The sequence below is a fragment of the Methylotuvimicrobium sp. KM2 genome, from assembly GCF_038051925.1.
In the GTDB taxonomy this organism is placed as follows: domain Bacteria; phylum Pseudomonadota; class Gammaproteobacteria; order Methylococcales; family Methylomonadaceae; genus Methylotuvimicrobium.
Genome location: NZ_CP150634.1, coordinates 3972405 through 3996086 on the forward strand (window position 1 = coordinate 3972405; position 23682 = coordinate 3996086).

The window sequence follows — 23682 nt, forward strand, 5'->3', positions numbered from 1 at the left end:
TAAACGGGGATATCAAAAGCACTATGATATCGCGCTAATCCGAAAGCCATCAACCCGCCTCATCTTTGTGCGAATGCACCAAAATAGAGCTTACCGTTTCAGCGCATTACCCGTTTTGCTTTTGCATCATACGCCCGAAAAGTATTCACCGCTGCTTGTTTCGTTTTTCGCTATCCCCGGGAAACGGCTCAATCGAATAGGCTTTATAGGATTAATATCATGACAATTCGCGTGGCCATCAGTCACAAAACCGCTTATCTCTTCGACCGCGCCGTCTCGTTGTCGCCCCATGTGTTTCGCCTGAGACCGGCGGTGCATTCGAGAACCCCCATCAAGGGTTATTCGTTGCGTATCGAACCCGAAGATCATTTCATCAATTGGCAGCAGGACCCGTTCGGAAATATTCTGGCCAGGGTCGTGTTTCCGAAAAAAACACGCTCGCTCAAAGTCGAAGTGGAAGTGATCGCCGACATGACGGTTATTAACCCATTCGATTTTTTTGTCGAGGAATATGCGCAAAAATACCCTTTTCAATACGATAAACAATTGGCCCGGGAACTGACGCCTTTTTTGGAAGTGACCGAAGACGGCCCTTTATTGAAACAATGGGTGGCCGATTTTGATTTGACCCCGCGTAACATCAACGATTTTTTGGTCGATTTAAATCGCCAGGTCTTCAAGGATGTCAGCTATAACATTCGCATGGAACCCGGCATTCAAACGCCCGAACAAACGCTCGAAAAACGCAACGGTTCATGCCGCGATTCGGGTTGGCTATTGGTTCAGATTCTAAGGCATCTAGGACTCGCCGCGCGCTTCGTCTCAGGTTATCTGGTGCAACTGACCGCCGACATGAAATCGCTGGACGGCCCGTCAGGTCCCGAGCACGATTTTACCGATCTGCATGCCTGGGCCGAGGTATATATTCCCGGCGCGGGTTGGATCGGCCTGGATCCGACTTCCGGCTTGCTGGCCGGAGAGGGTCATATTCCGCTAGCTTGTACGCCCGACCCGGTTAGCGCGGCGCCGGTCACCGGCGCGACCGACAAGTGCGAAGTCGAATTCGAATTCAGCAATACGGTCATGCGTCTACACGAAGACCCGCGTGTCACGAAGCCTTATACCGACGAGCAATGGTACTATATCGATGCGCTCGGCCAACAGGTCGACGCGCAATTGCAGCAAGACGACGTGCGCTTGACGATGGGCGGCGAGCCGACCTTCGTGTCGATCGACGACATGGAAGGCGCGGAATGGAATACGCGTGCGGACGGCCCGCATAAACGCGAGCGCGCCCAAGCCTTGACCAAGCGCTTGCGCGACGTGTTCGCGCCGGGTGCGATGTTGCATTACGGCCAAGGCAAATGGTATCCGGGCGAACCCTTGCCGCGTTGGCAATACGGTATCTTTTGGCGCAAGGACGGCACGCCGATTTGGCGCAACCCCGAATTACTGGCCGATATCAAAATCGATTACGGACATGGGCCCGACCAGGCCAGGCAATTCGTCGAACACCTGACCCGTCGTTTGGGTTTGACGGGCAGACACATTTCCGCGGCCTACGAAGACGTTTTTTATCACCTTTGGCAAGAAGAGATGCTGCCGGTCAATATCGACCCGCTACAGTATCGCTTAAAAGATCCGGCCGAACGCAAAACGCTGGCTAAATTATTGGATGCCGGCTTGAACCGACCGGCCGGCTTCGCGCTTCCGGTTAAATGGAATTGGAGCAAACAATCCTGGCAAAGCGGTCCATGGCAATTCAAACGCGGACAGTTGTTTTTGATTCCCGGTAATTCGCCGATGGGTCTGCGCTTGCCGCTCGACAGCTTGCCGTGGGTCGCGCCGGAAAAACGCGAAATAACCCATGAGCGTAGTTTGTTCGAGACGCTGCCGGAGTTGGGTGACTATTACGGCGAAGTCGCACAACGCTATAGCCATTTTCAAGAAATCGCCGCCAGCCATCCGGAAATCCACGAACAAAGCCCGCCCGCCGACGCCAAAGACATCGATGTCGTCGAAGTGCCTCATACAGCAATATGCGTCGAGGCTCGCGAAGGGCGAGTCCATGTATTTCTGCCGCCGTTGACGATGCTCGAGCATTATCTGGAACTGATCGCGGCAATCGAAGCGACCGCCGATCAATTGTCGATTCCGGTCGTACTCGAGGGTTATGAGCCGCCGCGCGATTACCGCATCGAACGCTTGATGGTCACGCCCGACCCCGGCGTCATCGAGGTCAATATACATCCATCCCGAAGCTGGAAGCAATTGGCCGACAATACGCATATCCTGTACGATCAGACGCGCCAAGTCCGCTTGGGCACCGAAAAATTCATGCTGGACGGGCGCCATACCGGCACCGGCGGCGGCAATCACATCACGATCGGCGGCGAAACGCCGGCCGATAGTCCGCTGCTGCGCCGGCCCGATGTATTGCGTAGCTTGATCACTTATTGGCAACATCATCCGGGGCTGTCCTATTTATTCTCCGGTATGTTCATCGGGCCGACCAGCCAAGCACCGCGTGTCGACGAAGGCCGCGATGAAAAACTCTATGAACTGGAGATCGCGTTTCAACAGATTCCCGAAGGCGAAGCGCCTTCGCCGTGGTTGATCGATCGCTTATTGCGGCATTTGCTGACTGATATTACCGGCAACACTCACCGAAGCGAGTTTTGTATCGATAAACTGTATTCGCCGGACAGCGCTTCCGGACGTCTCGGTATATTGGAACTGCGCGCCTTCGAAATGCCGCCGCATGAGCGCATGGCGCTGGTTCAAGCTTTATTGCTGCGCTCGCTTGTCGCTTGGTTTTGGCGCGAACCTTACCGGCATAAATTGGTTCGCTGGGGCACCGAACTGCACGACCGTTTTTTATTGCCGCATTATGTCAGAGAAGACATGCGCCAAGTCGTCGACGATTTGCAGCGCGCCGGCTACCCGTTTCAATTGGACTGGTTCGACCCATTTTTAGAATTCCGCTTTCCGCATTACGGCAATACGGTCGTCGAAGGAATCGATTTGGAATTGCGTTTTGCGATCGAACCTTGGCATGTTCTGGGCGAGGAAGTCAGCAATACCGGCACGGCACGTTTCGTCGACTCGTCGGTCGAACGACTGCAAGTGAAGGTGACCGGGTTGACCGATTCGCGTTATGTGTTGGCTTGTAACGGACGACATGTTCCGCTCAGAAATACCGGCCGCAAGGACGAATTCGTCGCCGGAATCCGCTACCGGGCCTGGCAGCCGCCATCGGCGTTGCACCCGACCATAAGCCCGCATACACCCTTGGTATTCGATATCATCGACACTTGGAACGGACGCGCGATCGGCGGTTGCACCTACTATGTCGCCCACCCGGGCGGCCGCAGTTACGAGACCTTTCCGGTCAATGCCTATGAGGCCGAGGCCAGAAGGATTACCCGTTTCTGGAATTACGGACATACGCCGGGTGAGATAGAAAGACCTCCGGTCATTTTGCCGTCCGATAGCGGAGTCAGTTTCATACCTCATAAGGACCCGCCAAGACCGATGGCGCCGCCGCCCGAGGAACCTAATAAAGAATATCCGTACACGCTCGATTTGAGACGGCGATATTAAGATAGCGAGTGTTGGATGCGTTCAAGAACAAAGCAATATTCACCATGAAGCACATGAAGACAATGAAGAAAAAGACTATAAGATCAAAAGTGTAATTTTTCATGTCGCTTCATGATCTTACTGTGAAAGTACGCGAACCGAAGCGGGTGCGGTTGCTCGACCGGCAGGCGTCGGCGGCAGGGAAAGCCGCCGTCGAGCCTACATGTACGTATTCACGGCGTCCTGTCGGGCGAGTGACCGTACCCAGCCATCCCTCGCACTTTCATTTGCCGGGGCGATGACAGCTTCTTCATGATCGTTACTGTGAAAGTTCGCGGATTTGAAATCTTAATCTAGTTTTTCGATATTCAATACAATGCCGGTTCCGAAGAGGGGGCGGTTGCTCGGTCGACAGGCGTCGGCGGCAGGGAGCCGCCGTCGAGCCTACATGGACGTATTTACCCAGCACCTAAATAAGCCATGATTTTTAATCATTGCCAAAGACCTATGGAATTTAGGTGCTGGGTTTACGGCGTCCTGTCGGGCGAGTGACCGCACCCTCCCCACCAGAGAACTTTCATTTGCCGAGACGATGGCTAGACCTTCATGAACGATATGGTGAAATAATTTTCCAGGATACTCTAACGGAGCCTTTGTGACCCGACTCGATCGAATTAGCCTATGAATAATAGCGCTCTCGCAAAAGAAATCGGTGCTCAGCACTACGCCACGCAACTGACCGGCTACGATGAAATGTATGCCGATAAAGGCAAAGTACTGCCTTATTGGGAACATTTCATGAATTCGATCGAGCAAATCGGTCGTGACGAATTGGAGCACCGCCGCCGCGAAGCCCAGCGTTTATTGCGTGAAAACGGCGTAACTTATAACGTTTATGCCGACGCGCAAAGCCTGAGCCGGCCATGGAAACTCGACCCGATTCCGCTGTTGATCAGCAGTGAAGAATGGGCCGTGATCGAGGCAGGTTTGATACAGCGCGCCGAATTGTTCAACCTAATATTGAAAGACATTTACGGCGAGCAAAGCCTCCTGAAAAAAGGTTTGTTACCGGTCGAACTGGTTTACGGTCATGAAGGTTTCCTAAGACCCTGCGTCGGAACTTTGCCCGATACCGAGCGACAATTATTTCTATATTCCGCCAACTTGGCTCGAGGACCGGACGGGCGCATGTGGGTACTGGACGACCGTACTCAAGCGCCTTCGGGAGCCGGCTACGCGTTAGAAAACCGGTCGGTGATGACGCGCGTACTGCCTGATTTGTTCGGCGAATCGCAGGTTCATCGTCTCGCCGGTTTTTTCCGCGCGCTTCGAACCGGATTGGCAAACCGATCCCCGACCTCCAGGGCCGATTCCAGAATCGTCGTGTTGACGCCGGGTCCTTTCAACGAAACCTATTTCGAGCATGCTTATTTATCGTCGCAACTCGGTTACACCTTGGCGCAAGGCGACGACCTAACCGTCAGAGACGGACGGGTTTGGCTAAAGTCTGTGCAAGGACTGCAACAAGTCGACGTCATCTTACGGCGCGTCGACGATTCGTTTTGCGATCCCTTGGAATTAAAATCCATCTCGCGCCTAGGTGTCGCCGGGCTTTTGGAAGCGGTCAGACGCGGCAATGTCGCGGTCGCCAATCCTTTGGGCAGCAGCGTTTTGGAAAACAATGCTTTATTGGCTTTTTTACCCAGACTGTCGCGCCATTTGTTAGGCCAAGAATTATTATTGCCGTCGGTGGCCACTTGGTGGTGCGGACAACGCCGGGAATGCAACTTCGTACTGGAAAATCTCGGCCGCTTGGTGATTAAACAAATCGACCGAGCCTCCGGTATTCACGCAGTATTCGGCGCCAACTTAAGCTCCCAGGAAAAAAGTCAATTACGCGCTGCGATTCTGGCTAAACCTTATTTGTATGTCGGGCAGGAACAGGTCGGTTTTTCAACGGTACCGGCTTTCGTGGACGGGCAAATCGCACCGCGCAATGCGATTCTTCGTAATTTCGTCGTCGCCGGTGAGGATGGTTATCAAGCAATGCCCGGCGGCTTGACGCGGATTTCCCCCCTCAAAGATAATTTGGTCGTCTCGAACCAGGCCGGCGGCATCAGCAAAGATACCTGGGTGCTGGCGGACCAACCCGATCAACAAGTCAGCATTTGGTTGCAACCGCGCCGAGATCATATTGTCGAGGCGATCAACGAGCCCTTGCCAAGCCGAGCCGCAGATAATCTGTATTGGGTCGGCCGTAATCTGGAACGCATCGAATCCGCCGCGAGATTGCTCCGAACCGTGCTGCAAAAATGGCGAGAAGCCCAGGATTATACCGAATACAGCGATGCCGACTGTCTCAAAACCTTATTACGCGCGTTAACGCATGTCACGGTGACCTACCCGGGGTTTGTAAACGGCGACCCGTCATTATTGACGAATCCTTTACCCGAACTAACAGAATTGATCAAAGATGCCGAGCGTCACGGCACGATTCCTTCAAGCATTCATGCCTTTACGCAATCCGCCTTTAGCATTCGCGATTTGTGGTCGCAAGATACTTGGCGAAGTATCGACGATATCCGGCGTTGCTGGCGCGCCGGAACATTCAATCAACCTTTGGAAATCGGCGCTCTACAAAGTAAATTAGACGATTTGATTTCAGCGATCGTCGCATTTACCGGTTTGACCAGCGAAAGTATGACCCGCGAAGCCGGTTGGTTGATGCTGGACGGCGGTCGTCGCCTGGAACGCTGTTTGTCATTGATTGCATTGCTGCGCGCGACTGTCGTGATCAAACAAGAGGACAGCACCCAATATCAATTATTGGAAGCGGTATTGATGACGACCGACAGCTTGAGCATTTATCAACGACGATACCGGTCGTTCGTACAATTACCGATGGTTTTAGAGCTGCTGGTGCTCGATCAAACGCATCCTCGTTCATTGGTCTATCAGCTTAATCAACTTTACGACTATGTCAAAGCTTTGCCTCGGGAGCGCGGTAAGGTTCGCATTAGCGCCGAGGAAAAGCTGGTGCTCGAGGCGTTTACCAAAATACGCCTAATCGACATCACCGCGTTAACCAAAACTCGGGAAGACAGCGTTATCTATTCGGCTCTCGACGAAGCGCTGGCGGACACCTCGAAATTAATGTGGCGCACATCGGAAATGATCGCAAAAGCCTATTTCAGTCATGCCGAAGGGCCGCATCAATTGAATCCGACACAACTGGAGGATGAGTTGTGAAATATCGCATCACCCACATCACGAATTACCATTATGCTCATGAGGTCGGCCTCTGTCAGAATGAAGCCCGATTACAGCCTCGCGATTTTCCGAGGCAGCAATGTTCGGCCAGCCGCTTCGATATCAACCCGGAACCCTCTGACTTTCAGGAACGACTCGACTTTTTCGGTAATCGAATCGCCTACTTCGCGATTCAAAAACCTCACTCTAAATTAACTGTCACTGCCGTAAGCGAGGTTGAAGTGCTGGCGGAATCCAATCAAGTCTTTCAAGATAACCCTATAAGCTGGGAAGACGCCAGGGACAAATTGTCCGCCAATCCGGCTCAGCAAGCACAGAGTCAATTAACAACGGGGCACGGTTCTTATGAAGCACTACTCGAGGCCAGACAATACACGCTCGACTCACCCATGGTGACATCCGGAATCGAATTAGGCGATTATGCCCGTCCTTCATTCGCGCCCGGAACTCCACTGATCGATGCGGTGACCGACTTAATGAAGCGCATTTATCAAGATTTTACTTACGACCCGTCCTTCACGACAATTGCTACGCCGTTGGCCGATGTCATGCAGCATCGACGCGGCGTCTGCCAAGATTTTGCGCATCTGGCGATAGGCTGTTTGAGATCGCTCGGCTTAGCAGCCCGCTATATTAGCGGCTACATCGAAACTTTGCCGGCACCGGGTACCGAGAGATTAGTCGGCGCCGATGCATCGCATGCTTGGTTTGCCGTATTCGTGCCGGGCAGCGGCTGGCTGGAATTGGACCCCACCAATAACAAACTCCCCGCCGATCAACATATCACCCTGGCGTGGGGACGCGACTATGCCGATGTCACTCCGCTTAAAGGCATTGCATTCGGCGGCGGCAAACACAGCCTGTCGGTTTCGGTCGACGTGCTGAGGCTAGAAAGTTAAAAACGTGCGGATTATTTCATTTCATTTTACTTAAAGGAAAACCAATGAGTACCATACATCTAATCGGCGGAGAAAAAGGCGGCGTCGGTAAATCCGTCGTTGCCCGATTACTGGCGCAGTATATGATCGACCATGAAATCCCGTTCATCGGTTTCGATACCGATCGCTCACACGGTTCTTTACTGCGTTTTTATGCCGACTATGCGTCGCCCACTATCGTCGACAACTATGAAAGCCTCGATAAAATCATCGAAACCGCGGCGGAAAACCCGGAGCAGCAAATACTCGTCGATCTTGCCGCGCAAACCCACTATCCCTTGTCTAAATGGTTAGAGGAATCCGGAGTGCTCGAATTGGCCGAAGAACTGGGCGTTACCATTCAATATTGGAATGTCATGGACTCGGGAAAGGATTGCGTCGACCTGCTAGGGAAACTTCTGGATCAATACGATGCGAAATTGAATTATGTCTTGGTTCTGAATCAACTTCGGGATGGAGATTTTACTATTTTGGAACAATCAGGCATCAAAGAACGAGCATTGGGATTAAATGCCAAATTGATCACCTTAAAACGCCTGCATACACCGGTCATGACCAAAGTCGATGCAAACAGCTCGAGCTTTTGGGCTGCTCAAAACAAGACCGTCGACAATCCTAATGCCTTGGGTTTACTGGAAAGGCAACGCGTCAAAACTTGGCTAAAACAGGCTTATAACGAATTGAAATCAATTGGTATTTGAATACGCAAAAGCGGGCACCCATGAGTTATTCAAATTATACAAGTTGAATATTGACCATGGCCGGATGATAATGAGCCGTTAATTATAAAAATGCGTTTAGAGTTCGATTAAGCTAATCGACTCATGGACAAGCAATAATGTACAATCCAAAAGCTTTCCACCCGCATTTTCATAACCCAGATCATTTTCATTTCGGCCAGACCACTTCATGAAAAAAGCCCCTTCCGCACCACCCGACACTAGTCTAGAAAAAAACGCATCCTCGCACTTTTTGGCAGGACGATATAAAAACGCCGCCGAAATCTATAAAAAATTGCTAAAACACTCCGAAAATCCGGATTGGCGCCGAAAGCTAGCCGAGTGTTATTTGCAAAGAGCATTGAACATGGCGGAAAAAGGCATGCCGAAGGAAGCCGCCGTATTGTGGGAAAATTATTCGGAATGGGCGGAGCCGCCCCTGGCCGCTTTAGAGGCTTATATTTTATGGCTGTTGTCGGTTAATAACACACAGAAAGCTTTCGCAAGACTCGATCGAATCGATGCCGAACAACTGGATAAAAACCATCCCGATCTTGCAGTCTGGTTGGGTTTTTTATTGGTTTGCGAATACCCCGGCATTGAAGCGCATATACCGCATGACTCGGCTGTAATGCTACATTGGCAAACGGTTCGCGACGCTCTCGAGGCTTACCGGAGCAACCGGCTCGAACATATCGACGAATTACTGAAAAAGCTACCCTTCCGTTCCGCCTTCCGTGACCTTCGGTCCTTACTGAAAGCGCAACTATCCCTGCCGGCGTCGATCGAGCAAGCGCACACCTTATTGTCGAAAATTCCGGATAACTCGCCCTATCGTCCGGCGGCGAATGCTTTGACCGCCTATATGTTTCAAGGATCGGCTTTCGTTGAAGCCTCGCTGCAACTTCAAGATAGCCAACGCCGACTGATCGCCAAGGCCAAAGGCTTATCGAATAAGCAGCTTGAATTGCTCGACGCTATAAACAAGCAACGCAACAATCCGACCGACAAAGCGCAATTCAATTTAGCCATCCGCTACCGCGAACTGATCGGAAACGAAGCGGCGAGTCGCTTTTGCCAAGCCATGCTGGCACGCTACCCCGCCGGACGTAAAGACTTTCTGAAAAACTTCGCCGCAAAAGACTCGATCGAAAGCGAGCGTATTCAGGCCTTGATCCACGAAGAAAACCATGACCTCGATGAAGCCGAACATCACTGGCTGCATTACATTGAGGCGTTAAAAGCCCAAGGACCGGAAAACCATAAAAAAATCGCATTGATATACAGACATTTGACTCAAAAACTTCCGCCTAGCCTGGCTGTCGGATTCTTCATGGATAGCTTACAATACGACCCGAACGACCGAGGCAGCTATTTAAAAATATTGGATTATTTCGAACAGGAAGACCCGAATCCGGAAGAACATGCGATATGGCTGGCTAAAGGCCTGGAACACCTTCCGAAAGACATCGAGATGCTGGTTTGCGCCGCCAAGTCCGCCATGCGCAAAAAAGCCTTCAAGAAGGCCGCCAAATACGCACAGGACTTGTTGAAAATCGACCCGGTCAATACGCTGGCCAAAGAGTTGTTGTTTTCAAGTCACTTAGCGCATGCCCGCAAATTGATTAAAACCCAAAAATTCCATCTGGTCGACAAAGAACTTCAAGCGGCCGAACAATTATCGATCGATAAGACTCTACTGAGGCAATCGGACTTAATTCGCGGATTTTACATTTGGGCCGCCGAAGATAAGGACCGCGGCCTCAAAGCCATAGCCGATACTCTACAATCAATGAATCCGGGGCCTGCAACCGCTCACTTCCAAGGCTTTATCGAATCGGCTTTGATGGATGTCCCCTACGCACCCATCGCAAAACAATTGCCGGCCGTCAAAGCTTACGAGCTATCCGAACCGGAACTACTGCACTTGACGGAATTGCTCAAACGCTACGGCGAACAGCTCGAAAAGCTCGACGTAGTGCTCAAAGCGCTCGATAAAATCAAGGCGCCGCTGAAAAAATCGATGAAATTGCTCAATTACGGCGAACAGGCGCTCCTAGCTTGGTGCCAAACGCTCGAAGAGATCGAACATTTCGATTTATTGAAACAATGCGCGAAATCGGCCGATGGCGTTTGGGAAAAACCGATCTGGTCGTATTACCGAGTCGTTGCGGAATGCCAGGGCGATCCGAGCCGCCTCGATATTTCCTGGACGCTAAGACTGCAAAACGCGATCGAAATCGCGCATCAACAAAAAGACAGTAAGACCGAATTCAAGATTAGACGTTTTATCGAACGCTCCATCGGCTTTCAAAATCCATTCGGTTTCGCCGATGAAGACGACTTTTACGAAAGCGGTTTTGACGAAGACGAAAGCGGATTCGACCCCGAAATTATCGAGGATTTGTTCGATCATGTGCCGAAGCGGAATATGATCAAAATCGGGAAAAAGTTTGAAGAAATGATGAATAAATCATCGCCGGAACAGCTCATGATGGATACGCTGACGAAATACGCCGGAAGAGTCGACCCGAACCTGCTCGTCGAATTACTGATGGACCCGAGCTTTCTAGTGGCGATCATGATGTTCGAAGCCGCTCAATCCTTGCGTATCGATATCGATTTGAGCCTTGACGAAATCATCGAATTTTTCACTGACGACGAACCGTTTTCTTTCCCGTTTGACCCCTACTAACCGACATGACGACACCCTATCAAATTCTCGGCGTTTCCGAACATGCCAACGATACCGAGATCAAGCAGGCTTATTTAAACTTGGTTAAGGAAAACCCGCCCGATCGCGATCAAGAACGCTTTCAGCAAATTCAACAAGCCTATGAAACGATCAAAGACAGCGACAGCCGCCTTAATTTGAAATTATTTCATTTCCCGGAAACCGACTTCAATGTATTACTGGATCAGGCTTTCCAGCAAAAAACCGAGCTACGCTCCCTGAATCCTAACGACTTTTTCAGGTTACTGAATGCCGTCTCAATCGACAATGCCGTTACGGGCGCCATTAAAAACAAGTCATCATGAACACCGAAACACCTCCAGCCGAATTGCTCGATACCTTACAGCATTATTTGGAACAAACCGACTTTGCGCATTTGGCGGCGGTCGATCAACCGGATTTGACGGTTTTATTCACCGATCTAGCCGGTTTGAAAAGCGAAGTCAAGGCCGAGTCCCGGCAATTCAAGGCAACGCTCGACACACTCAACGAAGCCGTGTCCGCTCTCAAAACCGATAACCAAGTATTGGCGAACGAACTGACCGCGTCGGCCGAGCGTCTTAAGCAACAAGTGAGAGAGTCTCAGCGCACGCTACTGCTCGACATTATCGATATTTACGACCGACTCAGCGAAGGCTTTCGAGTACTGCAAAATTACCGTCCGGTCGATGCCTTGTTCAATCATTCGAAAAAACAAGACGTACGTTTTATCAACGGTTTCGCCAAGGGCCAGGAAATCACGCTAAAACGCTTCGAACAATTGTTGCAGCGACGAAATGTTTTTTCGATCGACTGTGTCGGTAAGCCTTTCGATGCCCATACGATGAAGACGCTCGAAGTCGGCCATGACACGAAACTGGAAAACGGTATCGTGCTCGAAGAACTCCGCAAGGGTTTTCTATTTGAAGACCAAATACTGAGACTAGCCGAAGTCAAAGTCAATAAACTCTAACATTAGACAAAAACACTATGAATGAAATCATTATCGGAATCGACCTCGGAACGACTAACTCCGAAGTCGCCATCGTCGAAAACGGCAAAGTGCATGTCATTACCGACGACGGCAAAAAAATATTACCGTCCGTGGTCGGCATCGACGACAACGGCGAAATACTTGTCGGAGAAACCGCCCGCAACCAATACTTGATTTATCCGGAACGCACCGTCAAATCGATCAAGCGGTTGATGGGGCAAGATACCCACGTCGTAATGGCCGGCCTTGATTATACGCCGCAAGAAATTTCTGCGATCATCTTGAAACGGCTGAAAGCGATAGCCGAGAAGCATGTCGGCCAATCGATAAGCAAAGCCGTTATTACCGTACCGGCTTATTTTTCCGATGCGCAGCGCCAAGCGACGCATGAAGCCGGCGAAATCGCAGGTCTCGAAGTCGTACGGATGATCAATGAACCGACCGCTGCCGCTTTGGTTTACGGTGCCGGCCGAGACGAAGCCAAACGCATGTTGGTGTACGATTTGGGCGGCGGTACCTTCGACGTTTCTGTCGTCAATGTCCAAGCCGGCGTCGTCGAAGTCTTATCGAGCCATGGCGACAACCATCTCGGCGGCGACGACTTCGATCAACAAATCGTCAATCATATTCAAGACCATATCAAGGAACAGCACGGCATTAATATTTCCGAGCATAGCAAGGCGTTGGCGCGCATCACGCGCGCGGCCGAAAACGCCAAGCTGGTATTATCCGACGAACCTTTCGCGCAGATCGAAGAAGAATATCTACTTGAACACGAAGGCGCGCCTATCCACCTAACCCTGGAATTGTCGCGCGGCGATTATGAAGACATGATCGAGGATTACATCAACGCGACGATGGATGCCCTGCATATCGCACTCAAAGGCGCGAAATTGACGGTTTCCGACATCGACGAAATTATCTTGGTCGGCGGCTCGACACGAACGCCTTGTATTCGAGAGCGCTTGTTCGAAGAATTCGGCTTCGAACCGCACAGCGAAGTCGATCCGGATTTATGCGTGGCCATGGGCGCGGCCACGCAAGCCGCGATGATTGCCGGACAAGACGTCGAAACGGTCTTGGTCGATGTCACGCCTTATACCTACGGCACCAGCGCACTCGGCTTTTTGGACGGCGAACCCTATCCCTACCAATTTGTACCGCTCATCCATAAGAACAGCGTATTGCCGACACGAAAGTCCGAGGCCTTCATGACCTTCCAGGACGGACAAAAATCGGTCAACGTCAGAATTTTTCAAGGCGAAGACCCAGACGCGCTGAACAACATCGAAATCGGCGAGTTCATGGTCGAAGACCTCCAGGACGTACCGGCCGGCAATATCATTACGCTGACATTAGCCCTGGATTTGAACGGTATGCTGCATGTTTCCGCCAAGGAAAAAGCAACCGGCCTCGAAAAATCGATCACGATCAACAATGCGATTTCACGCTTCGAGACCGAAGAACTAGCCGGCGCGAAACGGCGCATCGATAACCTATTCGGACAAATGGATTCCGGCTCGAACGAGATTGAAACAAGCGATGATGTTTCAGAAAGCAAAGCCGTCGCCGAAGCCCGTCAGCTAATCAAAAAAGCCGAAGCCTTATTCGACACGGTATCCGCTGAGGACAAAGAAGACATGGTCAATTTGATCGAAACCATCATCGACTGCATCGAAGCCGGCGATGAAGCCGCTCTACAAGAGCCTGTCGAACAATTGAACGACATCATTTATTATCTCGAGTCGTAATGAAACGCTGCCCTTGCTGTAATGCGCGCCTGAAAGACGCGCCCTCTTGCTCGCGTTGCGGGGCCGACTTAAGTCGCATCCTGCGCTGCGAGCAACTCGCCAAGCAATGGCTAGGCTTATCGCTACAAACGCTTGAATCAGGCCACGCAACCATCGCGGCACATGCCGTCAAGCGTTCGTTAAGCTATCGACAAACGCCTGAAGCCGGAATTTTTCGGGAATTTCTGATTCGCCACCAATACAGCGCGCTCTATGATTCTCTAGCACGGCAAGATTGGCCGAGCGCGCGTCAAACCATCTCGAACTTACATGTTTTACAAGGCGATAATGAAGCGCTAAGCCGCTTCCAGGAATTCATCGATCATTTATCCGCCCGATCGACAAACCATTCCGAACCCTTTAGTCGTTGGCATTTACTGTGAAAGTGCGTAGCCCGTATGCAGCGTAAGCGGAATACGGGGATTGCGTGACCTCGAACATCCCGGATTGCGCATGCGCTCCATCCGGGCTACGCGGTTAAACTTTCATTTGGCGAGACAAATGCTTTTTCTTGATTAATGAAATATCGTATCGTCCGGGTAGAACTCGTCGTCGACCGCGGGATCTCCGGGAATTCTTTTCTCCTCGGCCGCCCATTCGCCCAAATCGATCATTTTGCAGCGCTCGCTGCAAAATGGCTTAAATAGTTGCTGCGTAGTCCATGGAACGGAGCTCCCGCACTGCGGACATTTAACTACCAACGTTTTTTCGTTGCCGTTCATTAGAATTGGCAGCAGGTCAACATAAAAGGTACGTTGTCCTGGCTTTGAGTGGGCCTGGAACCGTCGGGTGCAGGACGCATGAAACGTATCGTGAAACGGTGCTTGCCGCCGCTAATCTCGGCAAAACAAGGGATGCTTCGATCGACACTGATTCTGAGCAATTGCAGCGGAAGGCTTTTATCAAGCGAGGACTGATAAAACCCTGCTTCCGCTTCTTCTTCGGTCGGCGTACTACTTTGCCTAATAAATCCTAGAATCATATCGATCGCTTTACGAATATCCTTAAACGGCTTAGTCCATTGCTCCAAGGCTTGTTGTTGAACAGTCTCATCTTGTTCCAGCCAATAATGAAAAGCGGGTAAATCGAACGAGCAAGTTCCGCCCGGTATCGAGCTTCGCTGCGAGATACTTTGAAACAAATCGTTTTCCATCACTTTCAAACCGATCTTTCCGCTAGCGGCGTAGAGGTTATGACTGGTTTGGTTAAGTTCGTCGAGGATTTCATTGACTTTTTCGGCATTGACTCCCTCGCTGCCGGCCAGTTGATTCAACACCTTGATATGGCGCTCAAGTTCTTTAAGAATTTCCGACTTGAGATCGTTACGACTAAAAATAGTCAGAATATCGAGCAAGGTATTGATTGCCGCCCGCCTATCAGCCATGGTGCTCCCTTCTAAAAAATGTCCCAGTTGTTTAAAAAGCAACTCGAGCCGTATTAAAATTCGGATTCGCTCATTGAGTGGAAATTCGTAGACTATAGGGGAATTCACTGATTAAAAATCCTGCCGTACGCTTAAGTAAAGATACAAATTGTGCAGTTTTTTAACTTGTTCTGCAAGCATGGAATCGGACGTGGCATTGTCGATAAGATCGTTGGCCAGAGCTATTCGCTGTTCGCGTGTGGCTTGAGAAGCAATAATCGCTCGAACAATTTTTTCGTCGAGACAATCTCTTTTTGTTACGCGCTCAATTTGGGTTTCAACGGGGCAGTCGACCACCAAAACTCTGTCGACTAAATTGACCATATCGCTTTCAACCAACAAGGGAATGCAAATGATGCAGTAAGATGCATCAAGCGATGCCACACGCTTCAATATGCTTTGCCGTACCTTTGGATGCACAATCGCTTCCAGCTTACGTTTTTGTTCGGTATCGGCAAAAACCAATTCACGCATCGCGCCTCTATCGAGGTTGCCGTCGGCCGCAATCGCCCATTCGCCGAACGCGTGACGAATTTGTTCCAAAGCCTGACTACCTGGTGCGACGACTTCGCGGGCAATATCGTCGGCATCGATTACCGGAACATTCTGTTTGGCGAATAAATCCGCGACGGTGGTTTTACCGGAACCGATACCGCCGGTCAGACCGATTTTCAACATGGCTTTATAGTCCGGCAAAATTGAGATAAGCCTGATTGATTTTATCGCCCCATAATAAAGCGATCCACCCGGCCGCGGCCAAGTAAGGACCGAATGGAATTGGAATATTCTTGTCGCGCTTCACCAAAATAACCATCGCGATGCCGGTAACGGCGCCGACCAAGGATGACAGCAAAATGATCGGCAAAATATACTGCCAACCCAACCAAGCCCCAAACATTGCCAACAGCTTGAAGTCGCCGTATCCCATGCCCTCTTTGCCGGTCAACAGCTTGAAACCATGATAAACCGTCCAAAGTGATAAATAACCGGCTATAGCACCGATAATCGAAGAATGAGTATCGATGAAGATATCGAAAAGACTTAAAAACAAACCCAACCAAAGTAGAGGTAATGTAATCGAATCCGGCAAAAGTTGATGGTCAATATCGATTGCACTCAGCGCAATCAAGGACCAGGTGAGTATGAGAGCGAATAGAACCTCTACCGAATAACCGAAATGCCAGGCGATTAAAACCGAAAAAAAACCGGTTAATCCCTCGATAACGGGATAGCGTTTCGATATCGGCGCATTGCATTGAGCGCAACGGCCTTTCAACAACAAATAACTGAACACCGGAATATTTTGATAAGGCTTTATCGGTGTTTCGCAGTGCGGACAGCGCGACAATGGAAACACTAAGTTAAATTTTGAGTCGGTTTCCCCTCTTCCTGTATCAAGACCCACGAATTGCGCATCCCCCGTGGACTTCAAATAATCGATGCATTCACTGCGCCAACTTTTTTGCATCATAATCGGCAAACGGTAAATAACGACGTTAAGGAAACTACCGACCATGAGACCGATAACACCGGTTAAAGCCATTAGAGCAGCCGGCGAATCGGCGAATATTTCTAGTCCTTGCATGAGTATTTTTGTTGGTTGTTGAAATTAACGCAGTAAGCGGTAAGCGGTAAGCGGTAAAACGATGCAGCATTTATTGTGTTCACACATCAAATTTCGGCGCTTCAATACCTTCTCCGTCCGGGAGAAGGCTAGGATGAGGGGATAAAAAAACCGAAATTTGATGTGCGATAGGTATAAATCGCCTCTCAAGCGCCGGTTTCACCTTTCACGTAACTATTCAGCCCCCCCCGGAAATTATCGTTCCCACGCTCTGCGCTCATCGTTATACATAAGTCAAAAATTACTGTTTTGCAATCTTAGCTAATGAGGCCTCGATACCATTTTTTGTCGCCCAACGTTCCCGACTTCGAAATCGCGATCTGGGGATCGCTCCCACAGAGCATCCGCCCCCTTGTGGGAGCGACGCCTTCGTCGTCCCTCACCTAACGTTAGGTGAGGGAAAGCCACTGATGTTCAATATCCGCAGATTTATCAAACAGCACCGTTTCCAGGTATACGATGACCTCTGTTTAGCAAGTTTACCGATACTTGTGTATAACGGCGAGCGCTCTGCGTGGGAATGCCTGAGTACGCTCCAGAGGTACGAGACGCTAGAGCGTCTCGGTCTTCATTCTCACGCCGGAGCGTGGGAACGATAGAGGTGCGAATAATTACCCTTTCACAGCTAACCCCAAAACCTTTGAAAATATTGTTTCATTTTTTTCTATAGGGCTCTACAGAGTGCCCAAAGCATTGTAATATTTCTGTATTTATGGCTTTCATTTTTGTTTTATTGGTTAAACTGTTTCATTTTTAACCCAGCCTTAACATTGCGCGTCAATAGGTTATTGAATAATATGCAATAATTAATTTTATGGCACTACAAAGTTAAATTTGGCATGATTTTTAATTATTATATTTCAATAACATAGGCGGTAGGCACTACACTTGTTAAAGCTTGGTTAAGCTAAAAGTGTCTAATTTTGTTCGATTACGAGTTTGTTTTCGGCAAAATGAAACAAATCGTTTTGACGCGATAGAACAGAACAAGCAAATAAAAATGAAACATCTTTCTTATTTATAATTTGATTATAGTCGACCTAGAAATTCAGTTGAACATTTGCCGCGTAGCTTGAGCTTTACGTTCGTATTATCAACTTGAAAACTAAAGCGTTGTGCAACACTTTTCTTCAGAAACTTTCTTTCATTTTCAGTTATGTCTTTTGCCCGAAATCCTTTTCCTGTTGTTTGAACAACAAATCGCAATGAATCCTTCAGTTTTACAGGTTCCCCATCATCTTCACCAATTATACCTTTCGCACTTCAAATTTCGGCAGTGCCGGAGGAGACCTCGGGGTGCTCGATAAAGGCTTTGCCAGCATGGAGCTGGCATAGAGCCTACATGGACGTATTTACCCAGCACCTAAATTCCATAGCCCTTTAGCTATGTTTAATATTATAGCTAATTTAGGTGCTGGGTTTACGGCGTCCTTTAACGGGCACTCCGAGGCCGAATTTTCATCTACGACGAGTATACAAAGTAAGCATTCAGTCCCTCGGCCATTCTCGTTCCCATGCTCTGCGCTCATCGTTATACATAAGCCTTAAATTACCCTTTTGCAATCTTAACCAATGAGGCCTCAATACCATTGATTGTAGCTTAACACACGAGACTCTCACCTAACGCTAGATGAGGGACGATCTGGGGATCGCTCCCACAGAGCATCCAACCCCTTTTAGGAGCAACGCCTTCGTCGCGATTTTCAAAGCCATTGACTTTCAATATCCACTGATTTTTCAAACAGTACCGTTCAGGTGTCGATAAACTCTGTTTAGTACCTTTACCGGTACTTGTGTTTAACGGCGAGTGCTCTGCGTGGGAGTGTCTGAATACCTCTCCAGCGTTACGAGCCGCTAGAGCGTCTCGGGCTGCATTACCACGCTGGAGCGTTGGAGCGTGAGTGGGGTGTGAATAATTACGCTGGGTGTGCTTGCTGAATTTGAAACAAATTTTCAAAAAGAGAGGCAAGCTGAAGGCATTGCAAAGGCTAAAAAAGCCGGTAGATATAAAGGTCGGAAACCTACGGCAAGGGAAAAATCTAAAAAAATAATTTAGCTCATTGAGCAAGGCATGACTCGTCAAGCAGTTGCAGACGAGTTGGGTATCGGGATAGCAAGTGTTTACCGCATATTGAAAGAACAAAAAACTAATTTAGAGTTGTAGTGTATTATTAACAATTTCTACGATACTGAAACTAAGCATCACCTAGACGGCTCTGGCTTAAGAAACTAAGCGATACATGGATAATCTGGAACAACATTTAGTGCCATATAAATTGTTTACGGCAACTGAACTTGAACAGAGGATTGATGAAATTACCCGTTATTTTGGTTCTAAATACCAATGGACTTTCTGTTAGGTACTTATGAAAAAAGGAAGCTTCACCGATTACCATGCTAAATACTACGCCTATGAATTGACCAAACAAACATCAGGTGAGAATGTAGAGCGGCTTTCGACATCTCTGTTTGATGCTAGTGTCGATTTAAATCCCCATCAAATCGAAGCAGCTTTGTTTGCGTTACGATCCCCATTGTCAAAAGGTGTTGTACTAGCCGATGAAGTAGGCTTAGGTAAAACTATCGAAGCTGGTTTGGTTCTTTGTCAACTTTGGGCGGAACATAAACGAAATTTATTGATAATTTGTCCCGCTTCGCTTCGTCGCCAATGGGCGGCTGAACTCACAGAAAAGTTTAATTTGCCTTGTGTCATTCTCGATGCAACTTCAACTCGACAGCAAAAAAAAGCAGGCATCTATAATCCTTTTCAACAAAAAAAAGTCATTATTCTTTCATATCACTACGCTTGCCGAGTAGAGGAAGAATTAGTTGCAGTGCCTTGGGATCTTGTCACGATTGATGAAGCGCATAAACTGCGCAATGCGCATCGATCGAGTAACCGAATGGGTCAAACGCTTCGGCGAGCATTGGCGGGTCGGCAAAAGCTGTTATTGACGGCAACCCCGCTTCAAAATAGCTTGATGGAGCTCTATGGTCTATCCACTTTAGTTGATGAGCAGTTATTTGGTGACGACAAAATATTTCGTCAGCAATATATCAATGACAGTAGCCAATTACCGGAACTCAAAAATCGGCTCAATGGTTTTGTTAAACGTACGCTCAGAAAACAAGTTCTGGAATATGTGCAATATACCGAGCGTCGAACCTTTACCCAGCCTTTCAACCCCAGCGACGACGAACAGCGCCTATACGATGCACTTTCCGCTTTTATGCTGCGGGAGGACTCATACGCATTGCCAAAACGGCAACGCCACTTAACCAATCTGATCTTACGGAAATTACTTGCCTCATCTACATTGGCAGTAACAGCAACGTTAGAGCGTATCTTGACTCGGCTTATTGCTCTCAAACAGCAAACCGCTCAAAGCAATGACGATTTTCTATCTGGACTCATTGCAAGCGAAGAATTGGAAGACGAATATCTGGAAACGCTGGATGACGAAATACACGCATCAGAATCCAATGATGAAGAGATTGATCTCAAAGAAGAGATTGATCTCAAACAGTTGCAACTGGAAATAGATGAAATCAAGACATACATAGATTGGGGTAAAGCGATCCACACCGATGCCAAAACACAGCAATTAATCACCGCGCTGGAAACCGGATTTCGGGAAATGAAAAAAATGGGAGCCGCTCAAAAAGCCATTATCTTTACAGAGTCAAGGCGGACACAAGAATATTTAAAAGACTATTTAGAACAAAATGGTTTCCGAAACAAACTAGTGACTTTCAACGGTACTAATACCGAAAGTCATGCGACTGAAGTTTATCAACAGTGGCTTAAAGCAAGCCAAGGTAGTGACAAAGTCACTGGTTCAAAACCTGTTGACCGCAGAACAGCACTCATTGAACGATTTCGCGATCATGCTGAAATTATGATCGCTACCGAAGCAGCAGCCGAAGGCGTTAATTTACAATTCTGCTCGTTGGTTATCAATTATGATCTTCCTTGGAATCCACAACGAATCGAGCAACGTATTGGTCGTTGTCACCGTTATGGGCAAAAATTTGATGTGGTGGTGATTAACTTTCTCAATCAGCGCAATTACGCCGATCAGCGTGTGTTGGAGTTATTAACAGAGAAATTTAATTTATTTAACGGTGTTTTCGGGGCATCGGATGATGTATTAGGTAGTATTGAGTCTGGTGTCGATTTTGAAAAACGTATTCAAGATATTTATGACAACTGTCGAACGACTGAACAAATAGAAGCGGCTTTTGCACAGCTGCAAGCCGAACTAGAAAACGATATTAACCAACGGATTAAGCAAACTCAGCAATTATTGCTGGATAATTTTGATGAAGACATACACGATTTACTTAAACTGCAACTGGATCAAGCCGAACAGCGTTTAGATAAAATCAGTCGCTGGTTCTGGGCCGTGACCCAATACCAATTACAAAATTCTGCTGAATTTGACGAATCAAATCATAGTTTTTTGTTGCAACATAAGGTTGTTGATGAAGCGCCGACTGGCCGTTATCAATTGATTCGTAGAAGCCAACATCAAAACGAAGTTTTATCCCAAGCCCATATTTATCGCTTAACGCATCCCCTAGGGGAATGGGTGCTAAGTACCGCGAAAACAAAACAAACACCCACTGCTGAGATTACTTTTGATTATGCTGCACATGGTGCCAAAATCACTGTTTTAGAAGATCTTTTAGAACAATCGGGTATTTTAAAATGCCAGCGTTATAGCATTGACGCATTGGAACGCACCGAAGATCATCTGCTTTTTTCTGCGGAAACGCTGGCAGGCCAAGCTATTCCCGCAGAGACCGCCCAGAAAATGATGCAATTGCCTGCCGCATCATGCCAGCACCAATCGTTAGATGAAAGTCCTTCAATCGAGCAATCGCTCATTTCAGCTCAGCATGACATAACCAAAATGGTTAATAGTCGAAATCTGGCTTTTTTCGAGGAAGAAGTGAACAAGCTTGATCATTGGGCCGATGATTTAAAATCCGGTTTGAAGCAGGGCATCAAAGAAATGGACAAGGAAATTAAAGAAGTACGGCGTAACGCCAAAATAGCGCCGACATTGGAAGAAAAACTAGATTGGCAGAAGAAACAACGTGATCTGGAACGCGCTCGCAACAAAAAACGAAAAGAATTGTTTGATCGGCAGGATGAAGTCGATGAACGTAGAGAAGCGCTCATAGAACAGTTGGAAAGTAAGCTGAATCAGAAGGAAGAAGTTGAAGATTTGTTTTTTATCCGCTGGAGTCTTAAATAGTGAATAAATTGCTAGTTAATCATCTTTTAATAAAAAGCCCCGATGATTCTACCGAGGCTCTTTACCGATCGGGCATCCCCAGTCCAACTAACAGTATAAACCATTGTGGATACAAATCCGATAGATATCAGTATCTTGTAAAAAAATATTTGTTTTTATCTTTCAATGCATTAGCGTTCAATAAGCTAAAACAGCTTGATTTTGTACTGCAAACCACTAAAATAACGATCAACAATACCCCTCCCGCTTCCCGTAAGATCAGCGCACCGCGAGGGGTTACTCGTTTCTGGCGACCTGAAAAATCCTTCGCAATCCTTGTTGGAGGCCAATTATGAGTCGATCAGCCAGAAACAATCGCAATAAAATTCCTTACACCAAACCTCCCATCAACTTTTCTGACCAGGTTTCTCAACTTGAAAGTCGAGGGTTATCGGTTGCTGATCACAGCAAAGCTGAGTTTTTTTTAAGCCAACTTAACTATTATCGTATTGCCGCTTACTGCTTACCTTTTGAGCAGGATCACGCTACGCATCAATTTAAGCCTAACATTGGTTTCGATGATGTTCTTAATCTCTATATTTTTGATCGCGAGTTACGGCTACTGGTATTGGATGCCATCGAGCGGATTGAAGTCTCATTACGTACGCAACTCGCTTATCATCTCAGTCACAATCATCAAACGGCACACCCTCATCTAAAACCCGAATTGTTTTTCAATCCTGTTATTTATGGGAAAAGTTTAAGCAATCTCGATACCGACATCAAACGCAGCCAAGAAGAGTTTATTAAACACCTGACGGGGAAATATGATGAACTGATGCCGCCTATTTGGGCCGTAGTTGAACTGATGACTATGGGGCAGCTTTCTAAATGGTTTGCCAACATTAAAACTCGAGCCGATCGCCAATCCATTAGCCGGATTTATCGCCTAGATGAAAAAATCATGACTTCATTCTGCGAACATTTGTCATTGGTTCGAAATCACGCCGCGCATCATGCCCGTTTATGGAACCGCGACTTTACCAAAACCCCCATGTTGCCGAGAAAGGGCGATAACGATTTGCTTAATAGTCTGTTTACTTTGCCCGATAGCGATCGCCGCTTGCGCAAACTCTATAACACGTTTGTGATGTTGGCCTACTTGATGAATATTATTTGCGGTGAAAATCATTGGAAAGACCGGTTGATTGAATTGATCGACCAGCACCGGATAGACACCGATAAAATGGGTTTTCCTACGGATTGGCAACAAAAACCTATTTGGCAATGAGAGAGATGAAAATCATCAGTGTAGGTGCGAATTTATTCGCACAAAAAAAACAGAACAAAATTGATACCCGTGCGAATAAATTCGCACCTACGGAG

Annotated in this window: 17 protein-coding genes; 13 read left to right on the forward strand and 4 right to left on the reverse strand. The window is 48.2% G+C overall.

Annotated elements, in window-relative coordinates:
- The first annotated feature begins 219 nt into the window (after positions 1-219).
- From WJM45_RS16645 to WJM45_RS16685, 9 genes are all read left to right on the forward strand, one after another.
- Complete coding sequence (locus tag WJM45_RS16645; RefSeq protein ID WP_341326182.1) at positions 220-3603, forward strand: transglutaminase family protein; 3384 nt, start codon at positions 220-222, stop codon at positions 3601-3603.
- Positions 3604-4263: 660 nt separating this feature from the next.
- Entirely contained in the window at positions 4264-6831 is a 2568-nt protein-coding gene (locus tag WJM45_RS16650; RefSeq protein WP_341326183.1) for a circularly permuted type 2 ATP-grasp protein, read from the forward strand.
- A complete protein-coding gene (locus WJM45_RS16655; RefSeq protein WP_341326184.1) occupies positions 6828-7751 on the forward strand; it encodes a transglutaminase family protein in 924 nt (307 codons plus the stop codon). Before WJM45_RS16650 ends, WJM45_RS16655 begins: the two co-directional genes overlap by 4 nt.
- Before the next feature lie 44 nt (positions 7752-7795).
- Positions 7796-8491, forward strand: a complete 696-nt coding sequence (locus tag WJM45_RS16660) for a mobilization protein (RefSeq protein ID WP_341326185.1) — start codon at positions 7796-7798, stop codon at positions 8489-8491.
- A gap of 208 nt (positions 8492-8699) precedes the next feature.
- Positions 8700-11204, forward strand: a complete 2505-nt coding sequence (locus WJM45_RS16665; protein WP_341326186.1) for a hypothetical protein — start codon at positions 8700-8702, stop codon at positions 11202-11204.
- Positions 11205-11209: 5 nt separating this feature from the next.
- A complete protein-coding gene (locus tag WJM45_RS16670) occupies positions 11210-11548 on the forward strand; it encodes a J domain-containing protein (protein ID WP_341326187.1) in 339 nt (112 codons plus the stop codon).
- Positions 11545-12195, forward strand: a complete 651-nt coding sequence (gene grpE / locus WJM45_RS16675) for a nucleotide exchange factor GrpE (RefSeq protein ID WP_341326188.1) — start codon at positions 11545-11547, stop codon at positions 12193-12195. The genes WJM45_RS16670 and grpE overlap by 4 nt, the downstream gene beginning before the upstream one ends.
- Positions 12196-12212: 17 nt before the next feature.
- Entirely contained in the window at positions 12213-13967 is a 1755-nt protein-coding gene (locus WJM45_RS16680; protein ID WP_341326189.1) for an Hsp70 family protein, read from the forward strand.
- The gene (locus WJM45_RS16685) at positions 13967-14389 is read left to right on the forward strand and encodes a hypothetical protein (RefSeq protein WP_341326190.1); all 423 of its coding nucleotides are present in this window, start codon (positions 13967-13969) and stop codon (positions 14387-14389) included. Before WJM45_RS16680 ends, WJM45_RS16685 begins: the two co-directional genes overlap by 1 nt.
- Before the next feature lie 132 nt (positions 14390-14521).
- Here the strand turns inward: WJM45_RS16685 and yacG are convergent, their stop codons facing one another.
- The 4 genes from yacG to WJM45_RS16705 are packed head-to-tail and all read right to left on the reverse strand — an operon-like array spanning position 14522 to position 17014.
- The gene (yacG, locus tag WJM45_RS16690; RefSeq protein ID WP_341326191.1) at positions 14522-14728 is read right to left on the reverse strand and encodes a DNA gyrase inhibitor YacG; all 207 of its coding nucleotides are present in this window, start codon (positions 14726-14728) and stop codon (positions 14522-14524) included.
- Positions 14728-15498: a cell division protein ZapD gene (zapD, locus tag WJM45_RS16695; protein ID WP_341326192.1), complete on the reverse strand. Its 771-nt coding sequence runs from the start codon at positions 15496-15498 to the stop codon at positions 14728-14730. The genes yacG and zapD overlap by 1 nt, the downstream gene beginning before the upstream one ends.
- Before the next feature lie 3 nt (positions 15499-15501).
- Positions 15502-16107, reverse strand: a complete 606-nt coding sequence (gene coaE / locus WJM45_RS16700) for a dephospho-CoA kinase (protein ID WP_341326193.1) — start codon at positions 16105-16107, stop codon at positions 15502-15504.
- Between the two features lie 4 nt (positions 16108-16111).
- Positions 16112-17014, reverse strand: coding sequence for an A24 family peptidase (locus tag WJM45_RS16705; protein ID WP_341326194.1), 903 nt, complete (start codon positions 17012-17014; stop codon positions 16112-16114).
- Positions 17015-19112: 2098 nt separating this feature from the next.
- Between WJM45_RS16705 and WJM45_RS16710 the strand changes: the two genes are divergently transcribed.
- From WJM45_RS16710 to WJM45_RS16725, 4 genes are all read left to right on the forward strand, one after another.
- The gene (locus WJM45_RS16710) at positions 19113-19217 is read left to right on the forward strand and encodes a helix-turn-helix domain-containing protein (protein ID WP_341328966.1); all 105 of its coding nucleotides are present in this window, start codon (positions 19113-19115) and stop codon (positions 19215-19217) included.
- Between the two features lie 202 nt (positions 19218-19419).
- Positions 19420-22317 (forward strand): SNF2-related protein, encoded by a 2898-nt coding sequence (locus WJM45_RS16715; protein WP_341326195.1) that lies wholly within the window; start codon positions 19420-19422, stop codon positions 22315-22317.
- A complete protein-coding gene (locus WJM45_RS16720; protein ID WP_341326196.1) occupies positions 22317-22652 on the forward strand; it encodes a hypothetical protein in 336 nt (111 codons plus the stop codon). Before WJM45_RS16715 ends, WJM45_RS16720 begins: the two co-directional genes overlap by 1 nt.
- Entirely contained in the window at positions 22649-23587 is a 939-nt protein-coding gene (locus WJM45_RS16725; RefSeq protein ID WP_341326197.1) for an Abi family protein, read from the forward strand. Before WJM45_RS16720 ends, WJM45_RS16725 begins: the two co-directional genes overlap by 4 nt.
- The last annotated feature ends 95 nt before the right edge of the window (positions 23588-23682 follow it).